Raw genomic sequence first — 22,623 nt, 5'->3', positions numbered from 1 at the left:
ATCTATCTTGGTAACAGCACCTACTATTCCGTAATGGCCTTGATCTGCTCATGGATGTTGTCCATTTCAAAAATATCCTCCCAACCCTCCTTAAAAAGAATGTTTTCGGCACGTTCCAATGCCTTTATCGCGGCATCGGAGAATTTTATGGGAAGCTCCCCAAACAACACGGCCAATTGTATGTTGATGTGTCCTAGGATAAAATCCCGGGCGGCAGCCTCCGGGACTCCCTTTGCGACAACCACATCCAGAGCATCCCTAATTTTTTTAATACATGTGGAACTTAGGGTTTCGCTAAAACCCGGTTCTAATATGGCCATTTGTTCCACGGTAATCCTATGGTTTACCGTCACGGGACTGAAAATGGTCCGTGTTAGGCGGTCGCCCTTTTCAAAATCTTGATCGGTACCATGCATTATAGCCGAGACCACTGTCTGTTTGGCGGCAATGCCCCCATAATAATCAAAATGTGCTTCCTCGGTAGGTTCCCAATTGAATACCGATGGGTGGGCCGGATGAGTAACATAATACGCTAAATCTTCCCGGTGGGGTAAATGCCCCGCCAAGGGAGCGGCAGGATCCAAACAGATTACCATGGACCCCGATTTCATCTTGGGGATAATCTCATTTGAGACCGATCGGATAGCTATGTCCGGTACGGCAAGAATAACCATATCGGCTTGTGCCAAGGCAATATCCCTATTTGCTATTTCCACACCCTTTTCGCGTAACCGGGTAATGGCTTCTCCTGAAACCTCAAGATAATCCACCTCATAGTCCGAATGTAATAAATTATCTGTGCAGCGCATGCCCATTTTGCCGCCTGCCCCTACAAGTGCTACCTTGTCCATACTTCCTTGTCTTTGAATAAGTTCTTTAAAAACGATATACTTTGGATGGCCCATTGCTCTTCCTTTGCAACCGTAGCCTTTATATTTGGTTCGGGTGGTGTCCACAACTCCAAAATGGCACTTTGGCATCGGTTGTGTTTTGCCAATTCTTGGAATATGATATCAATGGGCATCATCCCAAGACCGGCAGGAGCCCCTAGTACATCAAATCCCAGTTTATGGGGCTTTCGCCTGATCTTGTAGTCTTTTACATGAAAATTCACCGTGTATGGTGCGAGTTCCTTTAAAACTTCCCCAATGGACTGATCGGCCCCAAGGGAATTAATGGTATCTAGGCAAATACCTACCCACTTCTTGTCCGTATTTTCAATAATCTCCACAAAAGAGCGTGCCTTAAATCTATCATGATTTTCCATGGCCAATACTAGCCCGGCATTCTTAAATTTTGGTAATGCCTCATTTACAATCCCAATGATTTGATCAATTTCAGGTTCAAAGCCTTCCACATCTATCACCGCCCGGAGAAATGGAGAATTGAAAAAAACGGCCAACTCCAAATACGTTTCCAAATTCCTCGGGGTCATGCCACGCATCCCGACTTCAATACTAAGACCATTTTCCAAGGCAAAATTCTTAATGGCCTTCAATTCACTGGAAGTATGGCCGTGTAATGGAAGATTGTCGGCAATCTGTACCCTATTCACTCCGAGCCGTACCGCTTTTTCCATCAGTTCAAAAGCATTCATCGCCTTATTGGGGATATGACCTGCAATGCCTATGGCCCAAGCGTAGGTATAACTGCTAATGCCCAAATCCATACTTACAAAATTACCTTTTCTCTCTTCCCAATGCGTCATACTGTTTTCACTTACTTGTCCTATTTTGTCTTTTTGTATATTTAGGGAACCTTCCATTGGCAAAAAAGGACGTATTCCATGAAAAAAACTCCGGCTCTACGACTCATAAATCCGCAAAGTCATTGCTCCTTTGTTATCAAGGAAGAACCCTTTGATCTCAATACCAAATGGCATTACCATCCCGAAATTGAGATCATGTACTTTAGAAAGGGAAAGGTTTCTGCCATTATGGGCAACCGATTTATGGAATTCAATGAGGGTGAATTGGTCTTGTTGGGTCAGGATTTTCCCCATGTTATATTCCGGCATGAGAATCATAAGGAGAGTGACAGTACGCCCCAGGGAGTGGTTATTCAGTTTGCCTATGATTTTTTGGGAGCCCATTTTTTCAAAACCCCAGAAATGGTCAAAGTACGTGCCCTGTTATGGAAGGCAAAAAGTGGTATTCTTTTTAAGGCGAAGGAAACGGTTAAGGTTAAAAAGTTCTTAGTGGGAATTTCAAGGAAAAGTGGCCCGTATCAGCTAACCAACCTCTTGGAGACCTTAATATGTTTATCCGAGGAACAATGCGTTAATTTCTTGACCATTGAACAAGAATACAATCGGTCTGAACTGGATGAACGCAGAATGCGATTGATCAAAGAGTACATTTATGCCAATTTTAAAAACAAAATTACGGTTGCGGACATGGCCAATCTTGTGAATATGACCGAAACCTCATTCTGTAGGTATTACAAGCGAAGGACTTTAAAAAGTCTTACCCGCACTTTAAATGAGATAAGGGTTTCCTATGCCTGCGAGATGTTGCGAAAAAAAGATGCAAACGTCACCGAGGCCTGCTATCAATCAGGGTTTACCTCCCCGGCATTTTTTAGTAGAACTTTCAAAAAAATTGTAGGGATGCCTCCCTCGGATTATCGGAAACATAAAATGGAACAAATCGTACGGTGGTAATTGAAAAAGAATTGCTCCAATTAAACCGTTACCGCCTTGTTTAAATATCTTCGGAAAGGCAACATTTCTTGATAGACCTTGATTACTTTTTGATCAAAATCTTTTTGCAATACCTCCGTATTGGAAAAAGAATGCAGTACCGCAAAGGTCTTATTTCGCAATAGATCTATATGGGGATGGTCATTAGAGAATCCCTTCGGGGCACTTTTTAGTTTCTGGTCAAGGACCAAGTCGCCAAATGTTTCCCTGAACGATTTTTTGTTAATGATTTTTTTGAGTTCTTCCCCGTCATAATCAATGGCTTCACGAATACTCCGCAATGTTCTTGGGGCGGGTCGCCAAAACCCACCGGCCAGCATGGATTGTTCGATCCCGATTTCCACATAGAAATCCCCTGTGTTGGGGCGTTTATCGAGTCCAGCCCCAAAATGGTCCTTATAAATGGGTTTGTTGGGATGGAACATTAAATTGTTGTTGATGCGGTTGATACCTTTCCTTCCTGGAGTGGTATAGTAGTAGTCATCCATTGCTGCCAGAGTGAGGTCCATCTTGTCCAACCAGGAAATATAGTCGTCCCGTACCGCCTTATACCATTTGCGGTTGGCATCCATCCATTCTTTGGTATTGTTTTTATTGAGTTCCCTTAAAAAATGGATAAGGTTTTTGAAGTCCATAAAGTTGGTTGTCAGGTGTTTGATGCCCGATGTTAAGTGCTCGGTGTTTTAATCTAAAGCTACAATTTTTTCCCAAAAGCGATTATCATATTCATTAATCTGAGGCGTGTTTAATGCAGACAAGTTATTACTTCGGCAAGTGATCTTGCCGAATATCCCAAAAACTTTCGGAATTCTGGTTTTGATTGAATTATTGATTCTTCGGAAATACTCAATGCTTCCGAATCCATAGCACAAATAATCTATGAGGATAGATTGTAAAGCTCCTTTTTGGGAAAACTATTCGTCAGAGAATTTATTTGTTCCCCTAAATCCATGGCATCTTGCCGAATATGCTACTTTTCGAATTTGAATTTTGCCCTGGCAGCCAACACCAAGCATCCAACACTTAAAACCGATTATCCCCATCCAGCAAGTCCCCAATTCCGCCCAACAGACTGCCTTCACCTTTATCCTTACCGCCACGAGGGACCGAAGCCAAAACCCTTCCGGCCAATCGACTAAAGGGCAAGGATTGTATGTAAACAACTCCTGGACCGCGTAGGGTAGCAAAAAACAAGCCCTCGCCTCCAAATACTGTATTTTTGATTCCACCCACAAATTGAATGTCATAATCCACATTTTGGGTAAAGCCAACGATACAGCCTGTATCTACCTTTAGAACTTCGCCAGCGGCCAGTTCCTTTCGCGCCAAGGTGCCACCGGCATGGACAAAGGCCATTCCATCCCCTTCCAATTTTTGCATAATGAAACCCTCTCCTCCAAAAAGCCCTCTACCCAAGCGTTTGGAGAATTCTATCCCAACGGATACTCCTTTTGCGGCACAGAGAAAGGCATCTTTTTGACAGATGAACTTCCCTCCGTTTTCGGATAGGTCAATAGGCACGATTTTACCCGGATAAGGTGCCGCAAAGCTTACTTGCTTCTTGCCCTGACCTATGTTTAAAAAAGCCGTCATAAAAAGACTTTCGCCAGTAAGTAATCGTTTTCCGGCGGAAAACAATTTTCCCAAGACCCCGCTATCCTGGTTGGAGCCATCACCAAAAATGGTATCCATCTTAATATCGGAATCCATCATCATAAAGCTACCAGCTTCGGCAACCACCGCTTCCTGGGGATCCAATTCAATTTCTACATATTGCATTTCCTCCCCGTAAATGTCATAATCTATTTCGTGTGCGTTCATATTTTGTTGTATTAAAGTTCATAGGCCTCTTTTTAAGGGACCGTACAATTCATAGTGCGCTACGATAGTAGTCTGTACTACTATTCATTTGTTACAATGGAATACCCCTTAAATTTAGCTGGCAGTGTAATTTGGATTTCTATCCACCGTGCTTTTAGCTCGACTATTTTTGGCACTAAAACTAAGAAAGTTGATGGTATTGTAAAAAAGGGATGGCTCTAAATACTTGATGAAGTACATCAATGATCTTGGTAATGGAAGTCGGACTACCAAGGCCTTGTTGAAGTGATTTTTTAGGCATCAATAAGTTTTTGGACCTGAGCGGTACGAAGTGTAACTAAAAAAGCGGGTTCCGCCTTTGTTATGTCCTTAACATATTAAACTTCTTGAAGATTACGCTACTAATTTTTTGAAGTGTTTTTTGGACCCGGTCGGTAAAGAACCCGCTTATTTTTACATGTTGTTAGTAGATTCCAAGTCGCATTCTTTTATTGAACAAGACTTCTTGTGCAGTAGATACCCGTATATGGTACAAATCCTTTTTGGAATAACCAAAATCGAAAATTTTACCCACTACTACGGCATCCCCTAATACCTCCTTACGTATCAATTCGTAATCTGAGGAAAAAATTTCTACGGTATAGACGGCTTCTTCCTCATTGAAAAAGGTCATCCTAACCTTATTATTACGTTGTTGTACCCTCGGATCCGAATTGTCATAAGGAAGATCCGCTATGGCTTCATTGGTAAACATGAAGAGACTAATGGTGGTTATTATTCCGAAAATCTTTTTGATTTTTCCCATGGTCAAAGGATTTTAAGATTATACATTAGATTCATGTCTAAATTAGAATCTTAATCCCTTCGCTGGAATCTAAAATGCCGAACAGCCGCTTTTGCCATACGAACAGATGAAACAACCCTATCAATTGTGGGAGGCAAATCAAAAGATGGGAAGTATGGTTAAATCCTGTTTTTGTCCAATACCTCCAATACGGTATTCTTGTATACATTGCCCAACGGAAAGGATTTCCGATCAATGACCACATAGGTATTGGTGTAATTTTGGATATGACTGAGATTGACCAAAAAAGATCGGTGAATTCGGAGGAAAAGACTTTTGGGCAATTTATGCTGCATTTCACCAATGCTCACCATAGTAATATGGTTTTTCTGGTCGGTGACAATTTTTACATGATTTTTTAGGCTTTCTATATATCGAATATCCCTTAGGTTAATTTTTACGTTTTCCCGGTCGCTCTTCACAAAGATGTAGGGCAAGGGATCAAATCCATGGGAACGATATTCTTGGTCCGTTCGCAGCTGGCGCCGCACCTTGGCAATCGCCTGCATAAGACGATCTAAGGGAATGGGTTTCAATAAATAGTCAACCACATCCAATTCAAACCCGTCCAAGGCAAAGTTGCGATGGGCCGTGGTTATTAAAACCAATGGCGGGTCCTTAAGCGATTTCAAAAAGGAAAGCCCGTCCAATTTGGGCATCTCAATATCCAAGAAAATCAGGTCTACTTTTTCCTTTCGGAGTACTTCAAAAGCTTCTGAGGCACTCCTGCACTTTGCTATAATTTCCAGGTCCTTGAATTCGTTTAGGTGCGACTCAATGACCGTAATGGCAATGGGCTCATCATCCAAAATTAGGCAACGTATTTGCTCCACTTACTGATAGTTTATACTAAATTTTATTAAAAAAGTTTCCTCTTGGACAATCTGGAGTCCATAGTCCTCTCCATAGATAAGGTCTAGACGCTTGCGCACATTGTTCAGCCCAATACCGCTATTGACCTGGGAGCTCTTCTTTTCTTTTCCCGATTCGGACAATGGAAGGCTGTTCTCTACAACAAACAGAAATCGTTGTGCGTGTACTTCCGCCGAGATTTTGATCCAACTGATTTCCAAATTGGAAGAAGGTCCATGTTTAAATGCGTTTTCCACAAAGGAAATCAAAACCAAGGGTGGGATTTTTTTATCCTTCGTTTCCCCTAATACTTCATAATCTATTTGTAGTTCATCACCGTACCGTATCTTTTCAAGGGCTATATAATTCTTTAAATTGGCCAGTTCGTTTTCCACCGGTACCAGAGTCTCATTGGATTCATACAACATATAGCTCATGATTTCCGATAGCTTAACCACCATATCCCCCGCTTTTTCGCTCTTGGTAAGGATTAATCCATACAGGTTGTTCAAAGTGTTAAAGAGAAAATGGGGCTGTAACTGGTGCTTTAAAAATTGCAGCTCGGTCTCCAATTTTTGGGTGAGCAGGTTTTTAGTCTTTCGTTCATAGACAATCTGCTGCTGGATAAACTTAATGATGGCCACCAAGGAAACCACAAACAACAAATCCAAGGCCTTATAGACCATTTTAAAGACAAAAAAGGGTGCCTTTCCCCAAGCACATGACAATTCATGGGACAGCAAAAGCCAAGACTGTAGAGAGCATATTTCCATAGTCCTAAGCACCATAGACCCAAGGAAACAAAGTACAAGGGTTAGGAACAAGAGCAAGAAATACCGCCTTTTTTCAGAGAATCGCGGTAGCAGATAGTAAATGACAAAATACGTAATGGTCAATTTAACGGGAAGCACAAAAAGTTCCACCAAAAGCCAGTCCACATAACTGCCATTCGAATAGGAGTTCGTGTTTACCAGCGCATAAAATCCCCACCAACTACACCAGTACAATATATGCCGGGAGATGCGTTCCCATGTCCATCTTTCATATACCTTGGAGAGCAAAAACATTGTACTAAAATACACAACCTTAACTCATTACCGTTCCCAAAAGCTACCAACACGGAATTAATTGATACGAACGAAGCCTTTTTTAGTACAAACATGTAGACCCCACCTTCTTCCCGCTCATGTCTTAAGCTTTACCGTCCATTCAAAATCGAAGGTAGACACTACCACCCCATCTTCATTGACTCCTATGGATTTCATCCAAAAGGTCTGCCCCTCCCCAGTCTCCATGGTTTTCTGAAGCGCGCCCTCTATCAAATGGCCATCTTTACATGTAAAGGTTATTTTCCCAGTAGCCTTTTTAGAAAAGTTGGCTTTATTGTTGGCCACTAGCATTGAAATTCGTTGTCCGCTTTCGCGAATCTGTGCAATGACCATGGCTCCAGTACTCAGTTCAGCCGCCATACCCTGAACCGCCCAAAACATACTTTTGAAGGGATTTTGGTTGATCCATCTGTGCCTTACCGTGACTACTGCCTTACTCTGGTCCATATATCGCAAACGAACACCACACCACCAGGCAGATGGAAGTTTAAAAAATATGAAAGTGTTGAACTTGCCCGTGGATACTGCCATTGCGTGTTATTTTTCATTAAATGTATTGAAAAAAATCAAATTCAAATTTGTTAATTTTTTGTTAAATGTTAGTACTATGTTTTGCAAAGTACCTTCTTTTAGACATATATTTGTATAAGAAAATAATAGGTGATGGAAAATACTTTGAGCAAACACGAAAAAAATCTGTCCGCAATTATACATGCATCCACTTTTTCCAAGTTCTTCATTCCCTTTGGAAATTTCATATTACCCTTGGTGTTATGGACGGCCAATAAGAAGGAATACGATTTTGTGGACTACAATGGAAAACAGGTCTTAAACTTTCAAATAAGTTTGCTTTTGTATTCCATAGTGGCAGGTTTAATAAGTGTCCCCTTTTTTGTGAGCTTTCTTCCCGACCTTTTCAATTTTTCCCATTTTGGTTTTGACGGTCTCAACAATCTCAACAACCTTAACTTCCATTTTGACAGTGATGATTTTAGGTTTGGGAGGTGGGTATGGCCATTGGGCGCTGTGGGATTGTTACAGGGTGCCCTCTTTATCGTCAATATTGTCTATACCATCTTGGGGACCATACGAACCAATGAAGGTGAGTCTTTTAAATACCCCATAACCATAAATTTTATAAAATGATACATCTCGTTAAATACATCATATTTTTAATCCTATTTCTGGTACACGCTTTAGCAGGTGCCCAAGTAGATCAAAAATCGGAATTGTTCCAATCGTTGAAGGAAAGGGATAGCATCCTTTTTGATGCTGCCTTTAACCGATGCGATACTGGTACCATGGCTGACTTGTTCAGTGAGGATTTTGAATTTTATCATGATAAGGGCGGGATTACTTTGGGTAAAAGCAACTTCTTGACACCTATAGAGGAAAACTGTGCCAAGCGAAATCCAAATGACCCACAACCTGCAAAGCGAATTTTGTTAAGCGATTCCCTAGAGGTTTTTCCCCTATATAAGGAAGGTGAACTATATGGCGCCATTCAACATGGTGTACATCGATTTGAATTTCTTAATGAAAACCAGGAATATCAAAAGGGAGATATCGCAAAGTTTACCCATGTCTGGATTTTGGACGAGGGTACTTGGAAAATTAAGCGGGAATTAAGCTATGATCATCAATCAACACAACAAGAATTATAAAAGGGTATTCATCACACCCTAAAAAAAGGAGTTTAACCGTCAATCAAATCAATTTAGGATGTTTATTCATCGATCAAAAAACGAACAGTTAATCCATGCAGACTACCACTTCAAATACAGGAAAGAAAGCGTCGCATAAAAAGAAAAAAGAAATTATGAACGTAGAGAATACAAAAGCACAGATGCGAAAAGGGGTTTTGGAGTATTGCATACTTTCCATCCTCGATGGAAAGGACAAGTATGCCTCTGAAATTCTGGGGACCTTAAAGGATGCCAAGATGTTGGTAGTGGAAGGCACCATCTATCCTCTGCTCACCCGTTTAAAGAATGCGGGGCTGCTCAACTATCGTTGGGAAGAATCCACTTCCGGGCCACCGCGAAAATACTATACGTTAACAGAAACCGGGAAAATGTTCTTAAAGGAACTGGATACTACATGGGACGAATTGCGAAAGGCCACTAATCTGGTAACCAACAAAAAAAACAATTAAAAAATGAACAAGACAGTAAATATAAATCTCGCCAATATACTCTTTCATATTGATGAAGATGCGTACAACAAAATGCGACGCTATCTGGAGGCCATAAAACGTTCCTTTGCCAACACACCCGGCAGCGATGAAATCCTAGCCGATATTGAGGCAAGAATAGCCGAACTTTTCCAGGAAAAAATGGAAAATGAGCGCCAGGTCATTACACAAAAACAAGTGGACGAGGTCATCACCATAATGGGGCAGCCCGAAGACTACATGGTAGACGAGGATATCTTTGAGGATGAACCAAGGCCTAAAACCGAGCCTAGACGTGTAAAAAAGCTATATAGGGATACCGAACAGAAATATGTGGCCGGTGTATCCTCTGGTTTGGGACATTATTTAGGTATTGATCCTTTATGGATACGTCTTTTATGGATATTCCTAACCCTGGGTTCCGGAGGAGGCTTTATCCTTATCTATGGCCTGTTATGGATTTTGATACCGGAAGCTTCCAGTACCGCCCAAAAATTGGATATGCGGGGCGAGGCCATTAACATCAGTAACATAGAACGAAAGGTAAAGGAAGGGTTTGAAGATGTTGCCGAGAAGGTAAAAAGCGTAGATTATGAAAAGGTCGGCAACAAGGTAAAGAGTAGTGGAAAGACTTTTTTTGACACCCTAGGGGATATTGTTCTCTTCTTTTTTAAGATTATCGCAAAATTCATTGGAATTATCTTGATCATTGTTGGTGCAGCCACCATTATCGGTTTGTTTATAGGCCTCTTGACGGTTGGCATCGCCGATGTGGTAAACATACCGGGTGTAGATTTTTACAATATTGTAAATTCTAGCAGTGCACCTGTATGGTTAATGTCCCTGTTTGTATTTTTCGCTGTAGGCATTCCCTTTTTCTTTGTGCTTTACTTGGGGCTTAAGATTTTGGTCACCAATCTAAAGTCCATTGGCAACGTAGCTAAATTTTCGTTACTGGGACTATGGTTGATTTCCATAATAATACTCATCGTCTTCGGGATTCGACAGGCGGCCGCCCATGCCTACTCCGGTAGCACCACAGTAGAGGATACTTTTTATGTGGACAGTGCCACGGACACTTTGAATATTGCCATTCTGTCCTCCGATCTCATTGATCAAGGAAGGCACATTCGTATTGATAATATGCACCTTATCCAGAATGATCAGGGCGAAGAGGTCTTACTTTCGGAAAATGTGCGACTTACCGTAAAAAAATCCAAGGACTCGGTTATCCGGTTAAAAATGCGCAAGGAAGCCAATGGGTCATCCTTTAACGAGGCGAGGGCGACCGCCGAAAAAATCCAATACGGCTATCGTATGGAAGGTAACAACCTAGTCTTGGACAATTACCTGACTACCGGCCGTGAAAACAAGTTTAAGGATCAGGAAGTAAGGGCGGAGCTTTTTCTTCCCACGGGTATGGTCGTTAACTATGAAAGGGACAACGGTCGTTGTTGGACGCTAAGGGCCGACAATGATCGTGATTTAAATGGATGTGATATGATCAAGTATACCTGGCAAATGGCACAGGACGGGGAATTGATCTGCTTGGATTGTCCGGAAGAGTTGGATGAAGAAACCAGCGAAGATGATGAGAATAAAATCATTATCAATGAAGACGGTATAAATATCAACATCGAAGAAGGTGGTGAATCCTTTAAATTAAAGGTCGATGAAGACGGGGTAAAGATTAAGGCAAGCGACAAGGACACTGATAAACTGGACATCAATATTGGAGATGATGGCAATTCATTTAAAATGAAAATTGAGGAAGATGGGACCACGACCCAAAAAACTATAACTAAAAATTAATACAGTTGGCCATACCGACAGTTTAGGCCTCCAATAATACAGTTCAGCAAAATAAATGCGTAAACAACCATTTCAAGAACGAATTTTACATCAATCTAAAACAACAATCATGACAACACTAGTAAAAGTTACCATTGCATTTTTAATCACACTCTTTTTATCATCCTGTGCTTTTGATATTAACCTCGGGGACTTTGGACCTGGGAAAAAAGGCAATGGCATTGTAGTAGAAGAAAACCGAGCCGTTAAGGAGGATTTTACAGAGGTATCCGCATCTGAAGGTTTACACGTTTATGTGACCCAAGCGGATGATTTTGAGATTATGGTAGAAGCCGATGAAAACATAATAGACCTTATCGGCACCGATATTAAAAATGGGAAACTTCGGGTACATGCCATTGAGAACATCGGTAGGGCCACAAAAAAAATCTATGTTTCCTTACCCGAGGTTACCGCTTTAAAGAGCTCTAGTGGAGCGCATTTAAACGCAAAAAATTCTTTGGAAACGGACAAATTGGAAATAGACTCCAGCAGTGGATCTAATTTAAATGTGGAGTTTGTTGCCGGTGACGTGGATATAGATGCAAGTAGCGGAGCCAACCTAAATCTATTGGGAGAAGCGGAGTCGGCCTACATAGACGTCAGCAGCGGTGGTAATATAAATGCCAAGGGATTGGATACCAAGACCTGTCATGCGGATGCCAGTAGCGGTGGCAATCTAAGTATAAGCGTTTCGGAATCCCTTACTGCAGACGCCAGTAGCGGCGGCAATATTTCATATTCCGGACAGGCTTCCGTACAGAGCAAGAAGAATTTATCCGGGAGTGTAACCAAACGGGACTGATATTATAACAACCTAGCGCAAACGAACCCCGATGATATCATCGGGGTTTTGATTTTATAGAAGGTCCCGTTTGTTTATCTTAGCAACAAAACTTTTGCATGCGATTAGAACTTAAAAAATTCGTTCTGCAATTGAGGCATACCTTCAGTATTTCTAGGGAATCCCATGATTTTCAAGATACTTTGGTCGTTTCCTTGACCCAAGGTGGAAAAGTAGGTTACGGCGAGGCCACCTCCAATCCGTACTACGGGATTACCGTAGAGAGTATGGTAGCGGAAATAGAAGGAATACGGAACGAAATTGAATCCTTTGATTTTTCTGTTCCCTTGGAATTTCATCAATTCCTGACCCAAAAAGGATTGAGCAATTTTGCCATCTGTGCCCTGGATCTTGCCGCTCACGATCTTCATGGAAAGCTTCTTGGAAAGCCACTCTATGAAATTTGGGGAACGACACCAGACCACTACCCCATTACCAATTATACCATTGGTATTGCCGAAATTGATACCATGGTAACTAAAATGAAGGAACGGCCCTGGCCCCTTTATAAAATAAAGTTGGGAACGGACAATGATGTGAACATTGTAAAGGAACTGCGCAAACACACGGATTCCATTTTTAGAATTGACGCCAATTGTGCCTGGACAGCGGAAGAGACCATTTACAATGCGCCCAAGCTTCAGGATTTGGGCGTAGAGTTTTTGGAACAGCCCCTTAGGGCCGACGATTGGGAAGGTATGGAGCGGGTAATGCACCAAAGTGTCCTTCCCGTAATAGCGGATGAGAGCTGCATTGTTGAGACCGATGTCGATAAATGTGCCCTTCACTTCAATGGCATCAATATTAAATTGACCAAATGTGGAGGCCTAACCCCTGCTCTACGGATGTTGAAAAAGGCCCGGGAAATGGGACTGAAAACCATGGTAGGTTGCATGACGGAGTCCACTGTGGGTATTTCCGCAATTGCCCAACTTTTGCCCCAATTGGATTATGTGGATATGGACGGACCACTACTTCTAAAAGAAGATATTGCCGATGGAGTAAAAATTGAAGAAGGAGGAAACCTAGTTTTTCCGGATTTGCCCGGAAGCGGAATAACCCTTAGGTAATGGCACATTATATCGACAACTTCCCTGGACGAAAGATAGCTATAAAAGGTAAGGCTTATCTCTACTTTGGGGGAACGTCCTATTTGGGTTTGCAAACGGATACGGAATTTCAAGATACCTTAATTAAAAACGTACAAAAATACGGCACCAACTACGGTGCGTCCCGCAATTCCAATGTTCGTTTTTCCATTTATAAAAAAGTGGAAGCATATCTGGCCCATCTTGTGGGCAGCAACACCTGTGTTACTTTATCATCGGGCTATCTGGCCGGGCAATTCGTTGCCCAATATTTCAATACCACAAAGTACAAGCTATTCTATGCACCCAACACCCACTCTGCCCTGCACTTGGCCACCAATATTAAGCAAGCGGTGACTTTTGCCTCGCTCAATATTGCCGTTCGCGAGCATTTGGATGGAAACAGCAAAAGTACTCCGGTCGTTTTACTGGATTCCATCGATTTTTCCGGGGCGCACTATCCCGATTTTGAAGGGTTAAAACAGCTTCCTTTGGAAAATGTAATTTTAATAGCGGACGATTCCCACGGGATAGGTGTTATAGGGTCTAACGGAAGTGGGGTCTTTGGAATACTAAAATCCCTAAAGCCTAAAGAACTGATTGTATGCACCTCTTTGGGAAAGGGTTTCGGTATACAGGCAGGGGCTATATTCGGCACCAATGATAGGATGGAACAATTACGGAAAACCCCTTTTTTTGGTGGCGCCAGTCCGGCCGCTCCAGCCTATCTGGCCACCTTACTCGAAAGCAAGGAGCTCTATTTGGAAAAAAGGAGGGTTATGGCAAAAAATATAGCTCATTTTTTGGAGAATGTAAAGGAGAGGAAGCGCTTCAATTTTATGCAAGGACATCCAGCCTTTAGCTATTCCAATGTACAGCTTACCAACCATCTTTTTGAGCACGGTGTTATTTTAACCGACTTCAATTATCCAAACGAACATGCCGGACTTAAGAGTAGAATTGTTCTAAGTGCCCATCACACCAAACAAGATATTTTGGATTTAACGGCACTGATCAACGCCTATAAATCCTATTGATTTTCTATCCTTGGAGCTGTTGACGATTTCTCATTATTAAGGTGCAATAATTATGGATTTAACAAAAAAATTCGTAACTTTTGATACACTGAATAATCACTAATATAAAGAACACGACCATGAAAAAGTTACTCGCCTTAATTTTTTTGATGTTGTTCTTGGTTTCCGCTACCCACATGACAACATCCGAACAACAATCGGAACCCTCTTTGGAAGGAACTTGGGAACTCATCAACCGTTTTAATTACGATGGAATAAATGTATCCGACACCATTCCTAACGTCAATGGATATAGACAGGTTAAGATTTATAGTAAAGGAAAGGTAATGTGGACCCGCTATTCGCCGGACGACCCTAATGAGTGGTTTGGTTTTGGGACGTATAGCAATACCATAGACACTTTGCAGGAACGACTGGAATATGGCTCCAAAGTAATGATGGGCGTTGTGGACACTATAGAGGTGTTCAAGTTCGAACTACAATTACATCCCAACTCCTACAGCCAAATATCCTATGATGAGGACGGAAATCGGACTTTTTCTGAGAATTATCAACGTATTGATTAAGAATACAAGTTCAAAAATGTAAAAGGGCCACTGATGAAAACAGTGGCCCTTTTACATTATGCGTATAAATCACGTACCCTTATATAACTTCTTCCGGAGTTTCGACCGTAGCCAGGTAACGCTCGGCATCCAAAGCTGCCATACAACCTGTGCCCGCAGCGGTTACCGCCTGCCTATATTCTTTGTCTTGTGCATCGCCACTTGCAAAAACCCCAGGTTTATTGGTCTTGGTAGACTTCCCCTTGGTAAGGATATAACCGGTTTCATCCATATCCAATTGCCCTTTAAAAATACCCGTATTTGGCGTATGCCCAATAGCAATAAATAGACCTGTAATGGCAATTTCCTCCTTTTTCCCGGTCTGGTTATTCACCATCCGTAAACCTTCTACCACCTGGTCTCCCAAAACCTCATCGATTTCCGTGTTATAGCGGACATCAATATTCTTCAAATTATTCACCCTATGTTGCATGGCCTTGGAGGCTCGCATATGGTCCTTACGTATCAACATGGTAACCTTGTTACAGATGTTGGCCAAATAGGAGGCCTCTTCCGCTGCGGTGTCACCTCCTCCAACAATGGCCACATTCTGCCCCTTATAGAAGAATCCATCACACACGGCACAGGCCGAAACGCCACCGCCCCGCAAACGTTGCTCACTGGGAAGGTTAAGGTATTTGGCCGAAGCCCCTGTGGAAATGATAACAGTCTCCGCTTCAATTACTTTGTCATCATCTATGGTCAATTTGTGGATACCCCCAATTTCATCATTTAATTCAACCGCCGTCACCATTCCTATACGTACATCTGTACCGAAACGCTCGGCCTGTTGTTGTAATTGAACCATCATAGTAGGCCCGTCTATACCCTCGGGATAACCCGGAAAATTGTCCACTTCCGTAGTTGTGGTCAATTGCCCTCCAGGCTCCATACCCGTATACATGACCGGTTTTAAATCTGCCCTCGCGGCATAGATGGCCGCCGTATAGCCCGCAGGTCCCGAGCCTATTATTACCGTTTTTAATCTTTCTGTTTTCTCCGACATATTCAAAAATCCTTATCTTAAATTTACCCTAGCACAAAAGTAGGTTTTTTGTAAAAAACCTTACACTTAATTTATGAAAAGTTATTCTGACCGATGTCTTGCCATTCGGCATCCCCATAATGACCAAAATCATATACATTAATGCATCGCATTACCTACCTTAATACCATCCAATTAGAGGTTTTATGTTTTTGATCCTACTGCTGGTATTGTATTTTCTTTTGGCCATTGGTCTTGTTATGGGATTATTGGTAAATGGTGCCAGACCTACAAAAACCTTGGCCTGGTTGTTGGCCATTTTTACCATTCCCGTGGGAGGCATACTCTTCTACTTTGTCCTGGGAAGAAATAAAAGAAAGAACAAATTTTTTGAACTAAAAAAGACCCCAGGAATATCCGAATACCTCAATAAGGTAGAGGATTATTATCAAAAACTGGACAAAACAAGAACCCTACCAGTGCAAGCTCGGGAACATATTAAATTGGTAAAACTTTTAACCAAAAGCTCCATGTTCCTCCCTAGTGCGGGCAATTCACTCTTTCCGCTCAAAAACGGACCTTCTACCTATGAGGCCATATTTGAAGCCTTGGAAAGCGCAAAAAAATACATCCACATCCAATACTATATTTTTGAAGAAGGGGAATTAGCGAACCATTTTCTAAAACTTCTCACGCGCAAGGTAAAGGAAGAGGTTAAAGTACGTTTCCTATACGATGGCCTGGGAAGCTGGGAACTGAGTCGGACTTTTATACAATCATTGGAAAGTTCGGGAATAGAGGTGGCCAGCTTTTTACCCATGCGGTTCGGGAAATTTCTGTCTTCCCTCAATTATAGAAATCACAGAAAAATTGTAGTAATAGACGGTAGGATCGGTTTTACGGGCGGAATTAATATTTCAGATAAATATATAAAAGGTGACCCCGATCTCGGCATGTGGCTGGATACCCATTTGATGATCAAAGGCCCTTTGGTCAGAAGTCTACAAGCGGTTTTTGCCATGGACTGGGTTTTCGCCAGTGGTAAGGATGATGTCCTCTCTCCTGAACATTTTCTGGAAGAAGGTCCGGTTGGCCAATCATTTGCACAAGTTGTTGCAAGTGGGCCCGATTCGGATTTTGCCTCGGTACGACAGTTTTATTTTTCCATAGTCAATTCGGCCAAACAATATGTCTACATCATAAACCCGTATATTGTCCCTGGAGAGGCACTATTGGAGGCATTGCAGGTATGTGCCTTGTCCGGTGTAGATGTACGTTTGCTTTTATCCAGCAAATCAGATAGTCGCTTGGTAAAGTGGAGCGTACGCTCCTATTTTGAGGATATGCTTAGGGCAGGAATAAAAATCTATCTATATCCTGAAGGGTTCCTGCATAGCAAGGTCATTATTTCCGATGATGGGTTGACCTCCATAGGAACTGCAAATTTGGATGTTCGAAGTTTTGAGCAAAATTATGAAATCAATGTTTTGACGTATGGGGAGGCCATGGCACGTGAGCTAAAAAAGGATTTCATTAGGGATTGTGAAATAAGTAACCGGATTGATTACCAAACATTTAAAAAAAGGCCTATGAGCGAGCGGCTCAAGGAAGGTGCCGCCAAAATTTTTAGTCCCTTGTTATAAAGTCAAAGTTTCTACACATAAATACTGACATCCTCTCACGGCCCGATTCCTTAACTTCATGGAATTATTTATTTTTTACTTTCCAAAATTCCCGTCCTGATCCTTGGCATTAGAGAGCACTAGCTTCATCATTCAAATCTTTATAAAAAATAAGATCCTGCTCCTCCATGGCCAGAACCACCAACTTTATGTAATCATCAATAGTCTTTTCTATATTGCTGGGATCGGTTATATCTATGGCTCCCCTCCAAATTAGTTCCATTTCCTTGTCAACACAGATGCAAAACAGCGATGTTTCGGCATGGTATACGGTAAATCCATCATAGTAATCCTCATCGTAATAAATATCCTGATGGCCTTTGTAATCATCCGAAAAAGTCTGGAAAAGCTGATTCATACCTTTTATCTTTCTTCTAAAGGTCTCCTTATCTTGGGAACCTACCACTTTGTTGAAAAGTATGGCATCAAAATCCTTATCGAGCAATTGTTGTTCCACCCTCAGAATTTCTTCGTCCGATCGTGCCGATGCTGTAAATTCCACGTCAAATAAATCCAAACTTTGAACGGATTCCACTCCCCTTTTTTCAAACTCTTTCTGCATCTTGCTCTCAAAAGCCACTCTGGCCTCCTCACTGGGGGCCATCCCCACAATAAGTACTTTATTGGCATGAAACAGCGCAGTTTCAGGATTTTTCCAATTATTGACCAATTGTGTTGTAGAACAGCCGGTCAATACCAACAAAAGAAGCAGCAATGTCTTTTTCATCACTTGTTCCATTTATTTCGGTTTAGTTAATAGCCGCTGGCCCCTATCTTTTTTCATCACTTTGGCAATGAGCCGAAATAACCTACTTTTTAGGTTTCTGTATTCGTGCAGATAACCTTCTATTTCGATAAGCAAATCCCAATACGTATCCCTATAGGCCTTTTCCATCTTGGGTTGGTCTATATCATCTACCATTATTTCCAGTTGGTTGTAATGTGCCTGCACTTTCTTAAGTAAAACGACAACTTCTTTTTTAGCTTTGGAAATTGCCCCAATCACTCTCCTACTCTCATCAAATATAGTAAGATCGCTGAATTGTAAGGTATAAGACTTCAACAAGTCACCAAGAAATAGCTGCTCATCCCGTACAAAGCTTAATTCCGAAAACCAGGACAGGGAAACTTTGTGCATTTCCTGTGGACTGATCCACTTCATATAGCGGTATGTTATTTGTGCGTTCACAATTCAAATTTTATGCGGCGGTCGATTTTAACGGTACCGTTCACCTCTGTAAATGAGAGAATATCCAACCTTAACAGTTTTAGGCCCATTATTGATTCCGCCCTTCTAAGTTATTGGTATTATGTCTGGTTTCAAATGATTATAATCAGTTAGACATCCTTAATTCCCATAAAACCCGGTCTTATGGGGAGGTTTTCACCAATACCTTTACTCCTTAGTCTTGGGTCTACGCTTTTTGAGAATGCCACCGGCATAATTAAAGATTTCCGATTTTAGGTCTTGAAATTCGTTTACAAATTTCATCACCTCGGTCTCTAATTCTCGATGTTTCCGGTAATATTCCTCATCACAAACGACATCTTTGCATTCCAATATTCCCCCTAGGTGGTTTTCATGATTCAAAATGTTGCGTTCAATGACGCTCTTCTTCAGTTTTGATTCCTTTAACCTATTCAAATAGTCCTGTAAGCGTTCAAAGAGATTCGGTGTATCCGGTTCAAAAACATAGGAATTCAGCAATCGATTCATAAAAATCATCTCGTCCTTTATGAATTGTAACATGGATTTCCATTCTTGGGAAGACCTATGTAATTCCTCAATTCCTTCACGATTCCGAAGAAGGTCGGATTTGGATTTGGCTTTTTCCATTTTCACAACGATACCATCTAATCCTCATTCTTTTTAAAAAAATCCCGAACCAAAGCCTTTACTTGATTGTTTGTCATGCTATCTACCCTGGTAACCGTCCTGACCTTAAGGGCCAAATGAGGATACTTTTCCCAAAGCTCCTTTTCAAATTTTTCCCCGGTTTCGGCCGGGCCAAAAATGGCCAAGGCATCGGCATCCTTCACCATTTTGACCAAATTTTTAAAAAAGGCCCTAAGTTGTTGTTTTTCCCTTTCCAAATATTTACTATCCTGCACCACGTCTTGAGGGCCCCAACGCGTCTTGGAACGCGAGCCTCCTTTAGGATTATAAAACTCCACATTGGATTGAAGCGTGTTCAATTTTTCTCCCTTTTCCGTGCACACCACAATATGCGCCTTTTCCTTATCTATCCAAATTCCGATATTTTTCATTTGTTACATTTCTTTTTTTTAATCAATAGCACCAGTTCCATTAACTGGCCGAACGTGCCATTGAACCAATACGGCACAACTTTCTCGAAGTAAAAGCTAAGGATGGTTCGGACTTGTCGCACTCGTTTCATGAATAATCGTTCAAAACCAGAACCGGAATACGGGAGTGGTAACCTAACTGTTTTACCAAGGGTTTTGAGAACATATTTCCAAAAAAACTATGTTTTCTGTTGACAAAAGCAATCATATCACTCCCCCTACTTTCCACAAAGGCGGCTATACCCTTGTGTACCTTAATGTTACCAAGCATATGAAAACTGTGGTTTACGTCTTCCAATATGGCTTCCAATAAAGTTTTATTGCTCTCTTGAGTTCTACTGAGCTCTGGGGCTTCCTTAATATGCAGAACTCTGATGAAGGAACCATGTAGCTTAGAAATCTCCTTAAGATAACGTATTTCCTTACGCTTAAACCCAGTGGTATAGTCCGTAGGAAAAATTATTTCTTTCGGTGTGGTAAATACAACATGTTCCGGCACAGCTATTACGGGGCATTCCGTAACTTTCTGCATTGTATCCACCGTATTGGTCCCAAATAAAATAGTGCTGGAGCCTGTAGCCCCTTTTGTTCCCATGACCACAATATCTATGTCTTCTTTGGCGATGGTACTTTTTATGGCATATAGCAGGGAGTTGTAGGTCGATATCGTATGATAGGTGTGCCTTGCACTTTGTCCATGTAGTTTTAGGATTTCCCCTAATCTCTCAAACCCTTCCAAGGACCTTTTCTTTGCAGCTTCATAAAACTTTTCCCCAGGTTCAGGAACCATCATACTGTCGATGGAATATCCATGTATCTGATAGGTATTCAAAAAATAAATATCACAGCGCTGGTCCTTATATAAGTTTAAGGCATACCGAATAGCGTTCAAGGCATTTTTGGAAAAATCCGTTGGGAGTAAAATTCTTTTGTCCATAGCACCATTTTTAGTATTTCCATAAAATTAGGACCAGGACGGGGAACCTCCTATGATTAGGATCAGTCCCCTGGTATAACCAAAAACGGAATGGTAATGTGGAACGTCATTTTTGGAATGACCGGTTCCCGTAATAGAAACTCCAAAAAGCTATGTTCATAATTGACCATGGCCAACATTCCAATGTCCAATTCGCCCAAAAACACCTGTATGGCCTTTGTTTTGCTCGTAAAATTGGGCATCCAATGCACGGTATGCTCCAAAGGTTTTAAATAGGTTATCAGCGTATTCAGATTTGATTCCTGAAACTTGCTTAGGCGTTTCTCCTCGTTTATGTGAACTATTCTCACGGCACCACCGCTAATAGAGGTCATAAAACGTACCGGTGCCATAACTGCGGCATCAAAAGACCTTCTATAATTCGTGGCAAAGGCTATCTCAGAAGGTGTCCTAAATTCCTTCTCATCGGGAACTGCCAAAATGGGACAATTCTTGATTGTAGTCATTACCCTTATAGCTGTACTACCCCAAAAAACAGAAATTAAACTAGAGGTTCCTTTGTTTCCCAAAACCAATAAATCTATTTTGAACTCCTTTATGGCTTTCTTTGCAGCCGCTATGAGATCCATATTTTCGGAGAGCCTTTGGTAAAGATGTTTTGGGTTGGGGTTGTCCAAGTTTATTTTATGAAATGTATTTTCCAAACCTTCCTTGGATTTTCCTTTGGCCATGGTCACTACTTCCTCTCCTCCATTTAAAAGTATGTCCGCTGGAGATGTTTTTTCCTTATACGCATTCAAGAGAAAGAAATTGCATTCCCGTTGGCTAAAAAGCTTGGAGACATAAAACAGTGCATTGTATGCATTATCCGAAAAATCGGTAAGTACGAGGATATTTCTCATTTTATATTTTTTTGTAGGGTGGTATTACCATAAACGGAATGGTAACATGAAAACTAATTTTTTTGATGACGGGTTCAATGAACAAACGCTCCAAAAAAGTGTGCTTATTCTGAATCATCACTAAAAGATTTTTCCTCTTCTTAAGTTGAAAATTATTGATAGCAGTTATTATCTGTTGTTGCGGCAGGTCATGGAACAGATGAGCAACATCGTCTAAAAAGGTATCTAGTTTTTTCTTATTGTTCAGTTGTTCCTCATTCAAATCCAGACCTTGAGATACATGGAGCACTTCAATTTTACTTGCATGGTTTTTGGCTATTTCCAAAAGCTCTTGTAATTGTGCGGACCTATAATCCACTTCATAATCGGTAGGGAACAAAATCTCTTTTGGCTTTTCATATGCAAAGCTGGCAGGTACAAGGATTACGGGGCATGTTGCCTTCTTGATTACATGCACCGAATTGGTGCCAATTAGAATTTCCTTGGCCCCTGTTGCACCTTGTGTCCCCATAATGACCAAATCGGCTTTTTCTTTCTCAATAGTATCTGAAATCTCATCGACCAAGGTATTAAAGGCAGAATGTAGAAAAAAGGTGTGTTTCGGGTTTTTAAACTCCTTCGTGATACGATGCCTTAATTCCTCTAACTGAGCTACGGTATCGGTTTGGTACAAATCACCTAGACCTATCTGGCCCGGGCTATGCAACATATATTCAGAATGATAAATTGCTGGCGTGTAAGTGTGCAATAAATAAAAGGCACATTCCTTTTCCCGAAATAAATTAAGCGCGTATTGTATGGCATTGTATGCATTTTCCGAAAAATCCGTTGGCAATATAATTCGTTTCATAGTAGTATTCTTTAAATATTCAAATTCTAGGGTTC

Annotated in this window: 26 protein-coding genes; 10 read left to right on the top strand and 16 right to left on the bottom strand. The window is 41.3% G+C overall.

Annotated elements, in window-relative coordinates; genetic code table 11:
* Positions 1-23: 23 nt before the first annotated feature.
* The gene (locus Q0993_RS18570) at positions 24-851 is read right to left on the bottom strand and encodes a phosphogluconate dehydrogenase C-terminal domain-containing protein (RefSeq protein WP_299535962.1); all 828 of its coding nucleotides are present in this window, start codon (positions 849-851) and stop codon (positions 24-26) included.
* Complete coding sequence (locus Q0993_RS18565; RefSeq protein WP_299535960.1) at positions 839-1,765, bottom strand: TIM barrel protein; 927 nt, start codon at positions 1,763-1,765, stop codon at positions 839-841. The genes Q0993_RS18570 and Q0993_RS18565 overlap by 13 nt, the downstream gene beginning before the upstream one ends.
* A 21-nt stretch (positions 1,766-1,786) precedes the next feature.
* Here Q0993_RS18565 and Q0993_RS18560 point away from each other — a divergent pair, with 21 nt between their 5' ends.
* Positions 1,787-2,662: an AraC family transcriptional regulator gene (locus tag Q0993_RS18560; protein ID WP_299535958.1), complete on the top strand. Its 876-nt coding sequence runs from the start codon at positions 1,787-1,789 to the stop codon at positions 2,660-2,662.
* A gap of 20 nt (positions 2,663-2,682) precedes the next feature.
* On the opposite strand, the gene Q0993_RS18555 is transcribed toward Q0993_RS18560, so the two are convergent.
* The 6 genes from Q0993_RS18555 to Q0993_RS18530 form a co-directional block, all read right to left on the bottom strand.
* Positions 2,683-3,336 (bottom strand): DUF2461 domain-containing protein, encoded by a 654-nt coding sequence (locus Q0993_RS18555; protein WP_299535954.1) that lies wholly within the window; start codon positions 3,334-3,336, stop codon positions 2,683-2,685.
* Positions 3,337-3,724: 388 nt separating this feature from the next.
* On the bottom strand, positions 3,725-4,522 hold the full coding sequence (locus tag Q0993_RS18550; RefSeq protein WP_299535952.1) for a TIGR00266 family protein: 798 nt from the start codon (positions 4,520-4,522) through the stop codon (positions 3,725-3,727).
* A 463-nt stretch (positions 4,523-4,985) separates the two neighbouring features.
* Positions 4,986-5,327 (bottom strand): hypothetical protein, encoded by a 342-nt coding sequence (locus tag Q0993_RS18545; RefSeq protein ID WP_299535950.1) that lies wholly within the window; start codon positions 5,325-5,327, stop codon positions 4,986-4,988.
* A 158-nt stretch (positions 5,328-5,485) separates the two neighbouring features.
* On the bottom strand, positions 5,486-6,199 hold the full coding sequence (locus tag Q0993_RS18540; protein WP_299535948.1) for a LytTR family DNA-binding domain-containing protein: 714 nt from the start codon (positions 6,197-6,199) through the stop codon (positions 5,486-5,488).
* Complete coding sequence (locus tag Q0993_RS18535) at positions 6,200-7,300, bottom strand: sensor histidine kinase (RefSeq protein ID WP_299535945.1); 1,101 nt, start codon at positions 7,298-7,300, stop codon at positions 6,200-6,202.
* A gap of 102 nt (positions 7,301-7,402) precedes the next feature.
* A complete protein-coding gene (locus tag Q0993_RS18530; protein ID WP_299535943.1) occupies positions 7,403-7,858 on the bottom strand; it encodes a DUF4442 domain-containing protein in 456 nt (151 codons plus the stop codon).
* A gap of 132 nt (positions 7,859-7,990) precedes the next feature.
* Between Q0993_RS18530 and Q0993_RS18525 the strand changes: the two genes are divergently transcribed.
* From Q0993_RS18525 to Q0993_RS18490, 8 genes are all read left to right on the top strand, one after another.
* Complete coding sequence (locus tag Q0993_RS18525) at positions 7,991-8,473, top strand: DUF4870 domain-containing protein (RefSeq protein ID WP_299535941.1); 483 nt, start codon at positions 7,991-7,993, stop codon at positions 8,471-8,473.
* The gene (locus Q0993_RS18520) at positions 8,470-8,991 is read left to right on the top strand and encodes a nuclear transport factor 2 family protein (RefSeq protein ID WP_299535939.1); all 522 of its coding nucleotides are present in this window, start codon (positions 8,470-8,472) and stop codon (positions 8,989-8,991) included. Before Q0993_RS18525 ends, Q0993_RS18520 begins: the two co-directional genes overlap by 4 nt.
* Positions 8,992-9,146: 155 nt before the next feature.
* The gene (locus Q0993_RS18515) at positions 9,147-9,482 is read left to right on the top strand and encodes a PadR family transcriptional regulator (RefSeq protein WP_299537373.1); all 336 of its coding nucleotides are present in this window, start codon (positions 9,147-9,149) and stop codon (positions 9,480-9,482) included.
* Between the two features lie 3 nt (positions 9,483-9,485).
* Positions 9,486-11,312: a PspC domain-containing protein gene (locus Q0993_RS18510; RefSeq protein ID WP_299535936.1), complete on the top strand. Its 1,827-nt coding sequence runs from the start codon at positions 9,486-9,488 to the stop codon at positions 11,310-11,312.
* A 109-nt stretch (positions 11,313-11,421) separates the two neighbouring features.
* Positions 11,422-12,156 (top strand): head GIN domain-containing protein, encoded by a 735-nt coding sequence (locus tag Q0993_RS18505; RefSeq protein ID WP_299535934.1) that lies wholly within the window; start codon positions 11,422-11,424, stop codon positions 12,154-12,156.
* Between the two features lie 98 nt (positions 12,157-12,254).
* Positions 12,255-13,265, top strand: coding sequence for a dipeptide epimerase (locus Q0993_RS18500; RefSeq protein WP_299535932.1), 1,011 nt, complete (start codon positions 12,255-12,257; stop codon positions 13,263-13,265).
* Positions 13,265-14,320, top strand: a complete 1,056-nt coding sequence (locus tag Q0993_RS18495; RefSeq protein WP_299535929.1) for an aminotransferase class I/II-fold pyridoxal phosphate-dependent enzyme — start codon at positions 13,265-13,267, stop codon at positions 14,318-14,320. Before Q0993_RS18500 ends, Q0993_RS18495 begins: the two co-directional genes overlap by 1 nt.
* Positions 14,321-14,439: 119 nt before the next feature.
* A complete protein-coding gene (locus tag Q0993_RS18490) occupies positions 14,440-14,886 on the top strand; it encodes a hypothetical protein (RefSeq protein WP_299535927.1) in 447 nt (148 codons plus the stop codon).
* Between the two features lie 79 nt (positions 14,887-14,965).
* Here the strand turns inward: Q0993_RS18490 and trxB are convergent, their stop codons facing one another.
* The gene (gene trxB, locus Q0993_RS18485; protein ID WP_299535925.1) at positions 14,966-15,931 is read right to left on the bottom strand and encodes a thioredoxin-disulfide reductase; all 966 of its coding nucleotides are present in this window, start codon (positions 15,929-15,931) and stop codon (positions 14,966-14,968) included.
* Between the two features lie 185 nt (positions 15,932-16,116).
* Between trxB and cls the strand changes: the two genes are divergently transcribed.
* Positions 16,117-17,553: a cardiolipin synthase gene (gene cls, locus Q0993_RS18480; protein WP_299535923.1), complete on the top strand. Its 1,437-nt coding sequence runs from the start codon at positions 16,117-16,119 to the stop codon at positions 17,551-17,553.
* A 109-nt stretch (positions 17,554-17,662) separates the two neighbouring features.
* Here cls and Q0993_RS18475 read toward each other — a convergent pair whose 3' ends face one another.
* The 7 genes from Q0993_RS18475 to Q0993_RS18445 all read right to left on the bottom strand — a co-directional run bounded on the left by Q0993_RS18475 (position 17,663) and on the right by Q0993_RS18445 (position 22,588).
* Positions 17,663-18,319, bottom strand: coding sequence for a hypothetical protein (locus Q0993_RS18475; protein ID WP_299535921.1), 657 nt, complete (start codon positions 18,317-18,319; stop codon positions 17,663-17,665).
* Between the two features lie 12 nt (positions 18,320-18,331).
* Positions 18,332-18,781: a hypothetical protein gene (locus Q0993_RS18470; protein WP_299535919.1), complete on the bottom strand. Its 450-nt coding sequence runs from the start codon at positions 18,779-18,781 to the stop codon at positions 18,332-18,334.
* Positions 18,782-18,988: 207 nt separating this feature from the next.
* Positions 18,989-19,429, bottom strand: a complete 441-nt coding sequence (locus tag Q0993_RS18465) for a hypothetical protein (RefSeq protein WP_299535917.1) — start codon at positions 19,427-19,429, stop codon at positions 18,989-18,991.
* A 17-nt stretch (positions 19,430-19,446) separates the two neighbouring features.
* On the bottom strand, positions 19,447-19,860 hold the full coding sequence (locus Q0993_RS18460; RefSeq protein WP_299535915.1) for a hypothetical protein: 414 nt from the start codon (positions 19,858-19,860) through the stop codon (positions 19,447-19,449).
* A gap of 127 nt (positions 19,861-19,987) precedes the next feature.
* A complete protein-coding gene (locus tag Q0993_RS18455; protein ID WP_299535913.1) occupies positions 19,988-20,836 on the bottom strand; it encodes a universal stress protein in 849 nt (282 codons plus the stop codon).
* A gap of 62 nt (positions 20,837-20,898) precedes the next feature.
* On the bottom strand, positions 20,899-21,738 hold the full coding sequence (locus Q0993_RS18450) for a universal stress protein (RefSeq protein WP_299535911.1): 840 nt from the start codon (positions 21,736-21,738) through the stop codon (positions 20,899-20,901).
* 1 nt (position 21,739) lies between these two features.
* On the bottom strand, positions 21,740-22,588 hold the full coding sequence (locus tag Q0993_RS18445) for a universal stress protein (protein ID WP_299535909.1): 849 nt from the start codon (positions 22,586-22,588) through the stop codon (positions 21,740-21,742).
* Positions 22,589-22,623: the final 35 nt, after the last annotated feature.

This window comes from Ulvibacterium sp., assembly GCF_028285715.1.
Taxonomy (GTDB): Bacteria; Bacteroidota; Bacteroidia; order Flavobacteriales; family Flavobacteriaceae; genus Ulvibacterium.
The sequence above is the reverse complement of the archived record's forward strand: the minus strand, read 5'-3'. Positions and strand labels throughout refer to the sequence as shown.

Bases quoted from the DNA above. Each gene is read 5' to 3' on its own strand.
- Q0993_RS18570 (WP_299535962.1), bottom strand. From the start codon at position 851: ATGGACAAGGTAGCACTTGTAGGGGCAGGCGGCAAAATGGGCATGCGC.
- Q0993_RS18565 (WP_299535960.1), bottom strand. From the start codon at position 1,765: ATGGAAGGTTCCCTAAATATACAAAAAGACAAAATAGGACAAGTAAGT.
- Q0993_RS18560 (WP_299535958.1), top strand. From the start codon at position 1,787: ATGAAAAAAACTCCGGCTCTACGACTCATAAATCCGCAAAGTCATTGC.
- Q0993_RS18555 (WP_299535954.1), bottom strand. From the start codon at position 3,336: ATGGACTTCAAAAACCTTATCCATTTTTTAAGGGAACTCAATAAAAAC.
- Q0993_RS18550 (WP_299535952.1), bottom strand. From the start codon at position 4,522: ATGAACGCACACGAAATAGATTATGACATTTACGGGGAGGAAATGCAA.
- Q0993_RS18545 (WP_299535950.1), bottom strand. From the start codon at position 5,327: ATGGGAAAAATCAAAAAGATTTTCGGAATAATAACCACCATTAGTCTC.
- Q0993_RS18530 (WP_299535943.1), bottom strand. From the start codon at position 7,858: ATGGCAGTATCCACGGGCAAGTTCAACACTTTCATATTTTTTAAACTT.
- Q0993_RS18525 (WP_299535941.1), top strand. From the start codon at position 7,991: ATGGAAAATACTTTGAGCAAACACGAAAAAAATCTGTCCGCAATTATA.
- Q0993_RS18520 (WP_299535939.1), top strand. From the start codon at position 8,470: ATGATACATCTCGTTAAATACATCATATTTTTAATCCTATTTCTGGTA.
- Q0993_RS18515 (WP_299537373.1), top strand. From the start codon at position 9,147: ATGAACGTAGAGAATACAAAAGCACAGATGCGAAAAGGGGTTTTGGAG.
- Q0993_RS18510 (WP_299535936.1), top strand. From the start codon at position 9,486: ATGAACAAGACAGTAAATATAAATCTCGCCAATATACTCTTTCATATT.
- Q0993_RS18505 (WP_299535934.1), top strand. From the start codon at position 11,422: ATGACAACACTAGTAAAAGTTACCATTGCATTTTTAATCACACTCTTT.
- Q0993_RS18500 (WP_299535932.1), top strand. From the start codon at position 12,255: ATGCGATTAGAACTTAAAAAATTCGTTCTGCAATTGAGGCATACCTTC.
- Q0993_RS18495 (WP_299535929.1), top strand. From the start codon at position 13,265: ATGGCACATTATATCGACAACTTCCCTGGACGAAAGATAGCTATAAAA.
- Q0993_RS18490 (WP_299535927.1), top strand. From the start codon at position 14,440: ATGAAAAAGTTACTCGCCTTAATTTTTTTGATGTTGTTCTTGGTTTCC.
- trxB (WP_299535925.1), bottom strand. From the start codon at position 15,931: ATGTCGGAGAAAACAGAAAGATTAAAAACGGTAATAATAGGCTCGGGA.
- cls (WP_299535923.1), top strand. From the start codon at position 16,117: ATGTTTTTGATCCTACTGCTGGTATTGTATTTTCTTTTGGCCATTGGT.
- Q0993_RS18475 (WP_299535921.1), bottom strand. From the start codon at position 18,319: ATGAAAAAGACATTGCTGCTTCTTTTGTTGGTATTGACCGGCTGTTCT.
- Q0993_RS18465 (WP_299535917.1), bottom strand. From the start codon at position 19,429: ATGGAAAAAGCCAAATCCAAATCCGACCTTCTTCGGAATCGTGAAGGA.
- Q0993_RS18460 (WP_299535915.1), bottom strand. From the start codon at position 19,860: ATGAAAAATATCGGAATTTGGATAGATAAGGAAAAGGCGCATATTGTG.
- Q0993_RS18455 (WP_299535913.1), bottom strand. From the start codon at position 20,836: ATGGACAAAAGAATTTTACTCCCAACGGATTTTTCCAAAAATGCCTTG.
- Q0993_RS18450 (WP_299535911.1), bottom strand. From the start codon at position 21,738: ATGAGAAATATCCTCGTACTTACCGATTTTTCGGATAATGCATACAAT.
- Q0993_RS18445 (WP_299535909.1), bottom strand. From the start codon at position 22,588: ATGAAACGAATTATATTGCCAACGGATTTTTCGGAAAATGCATACAAT.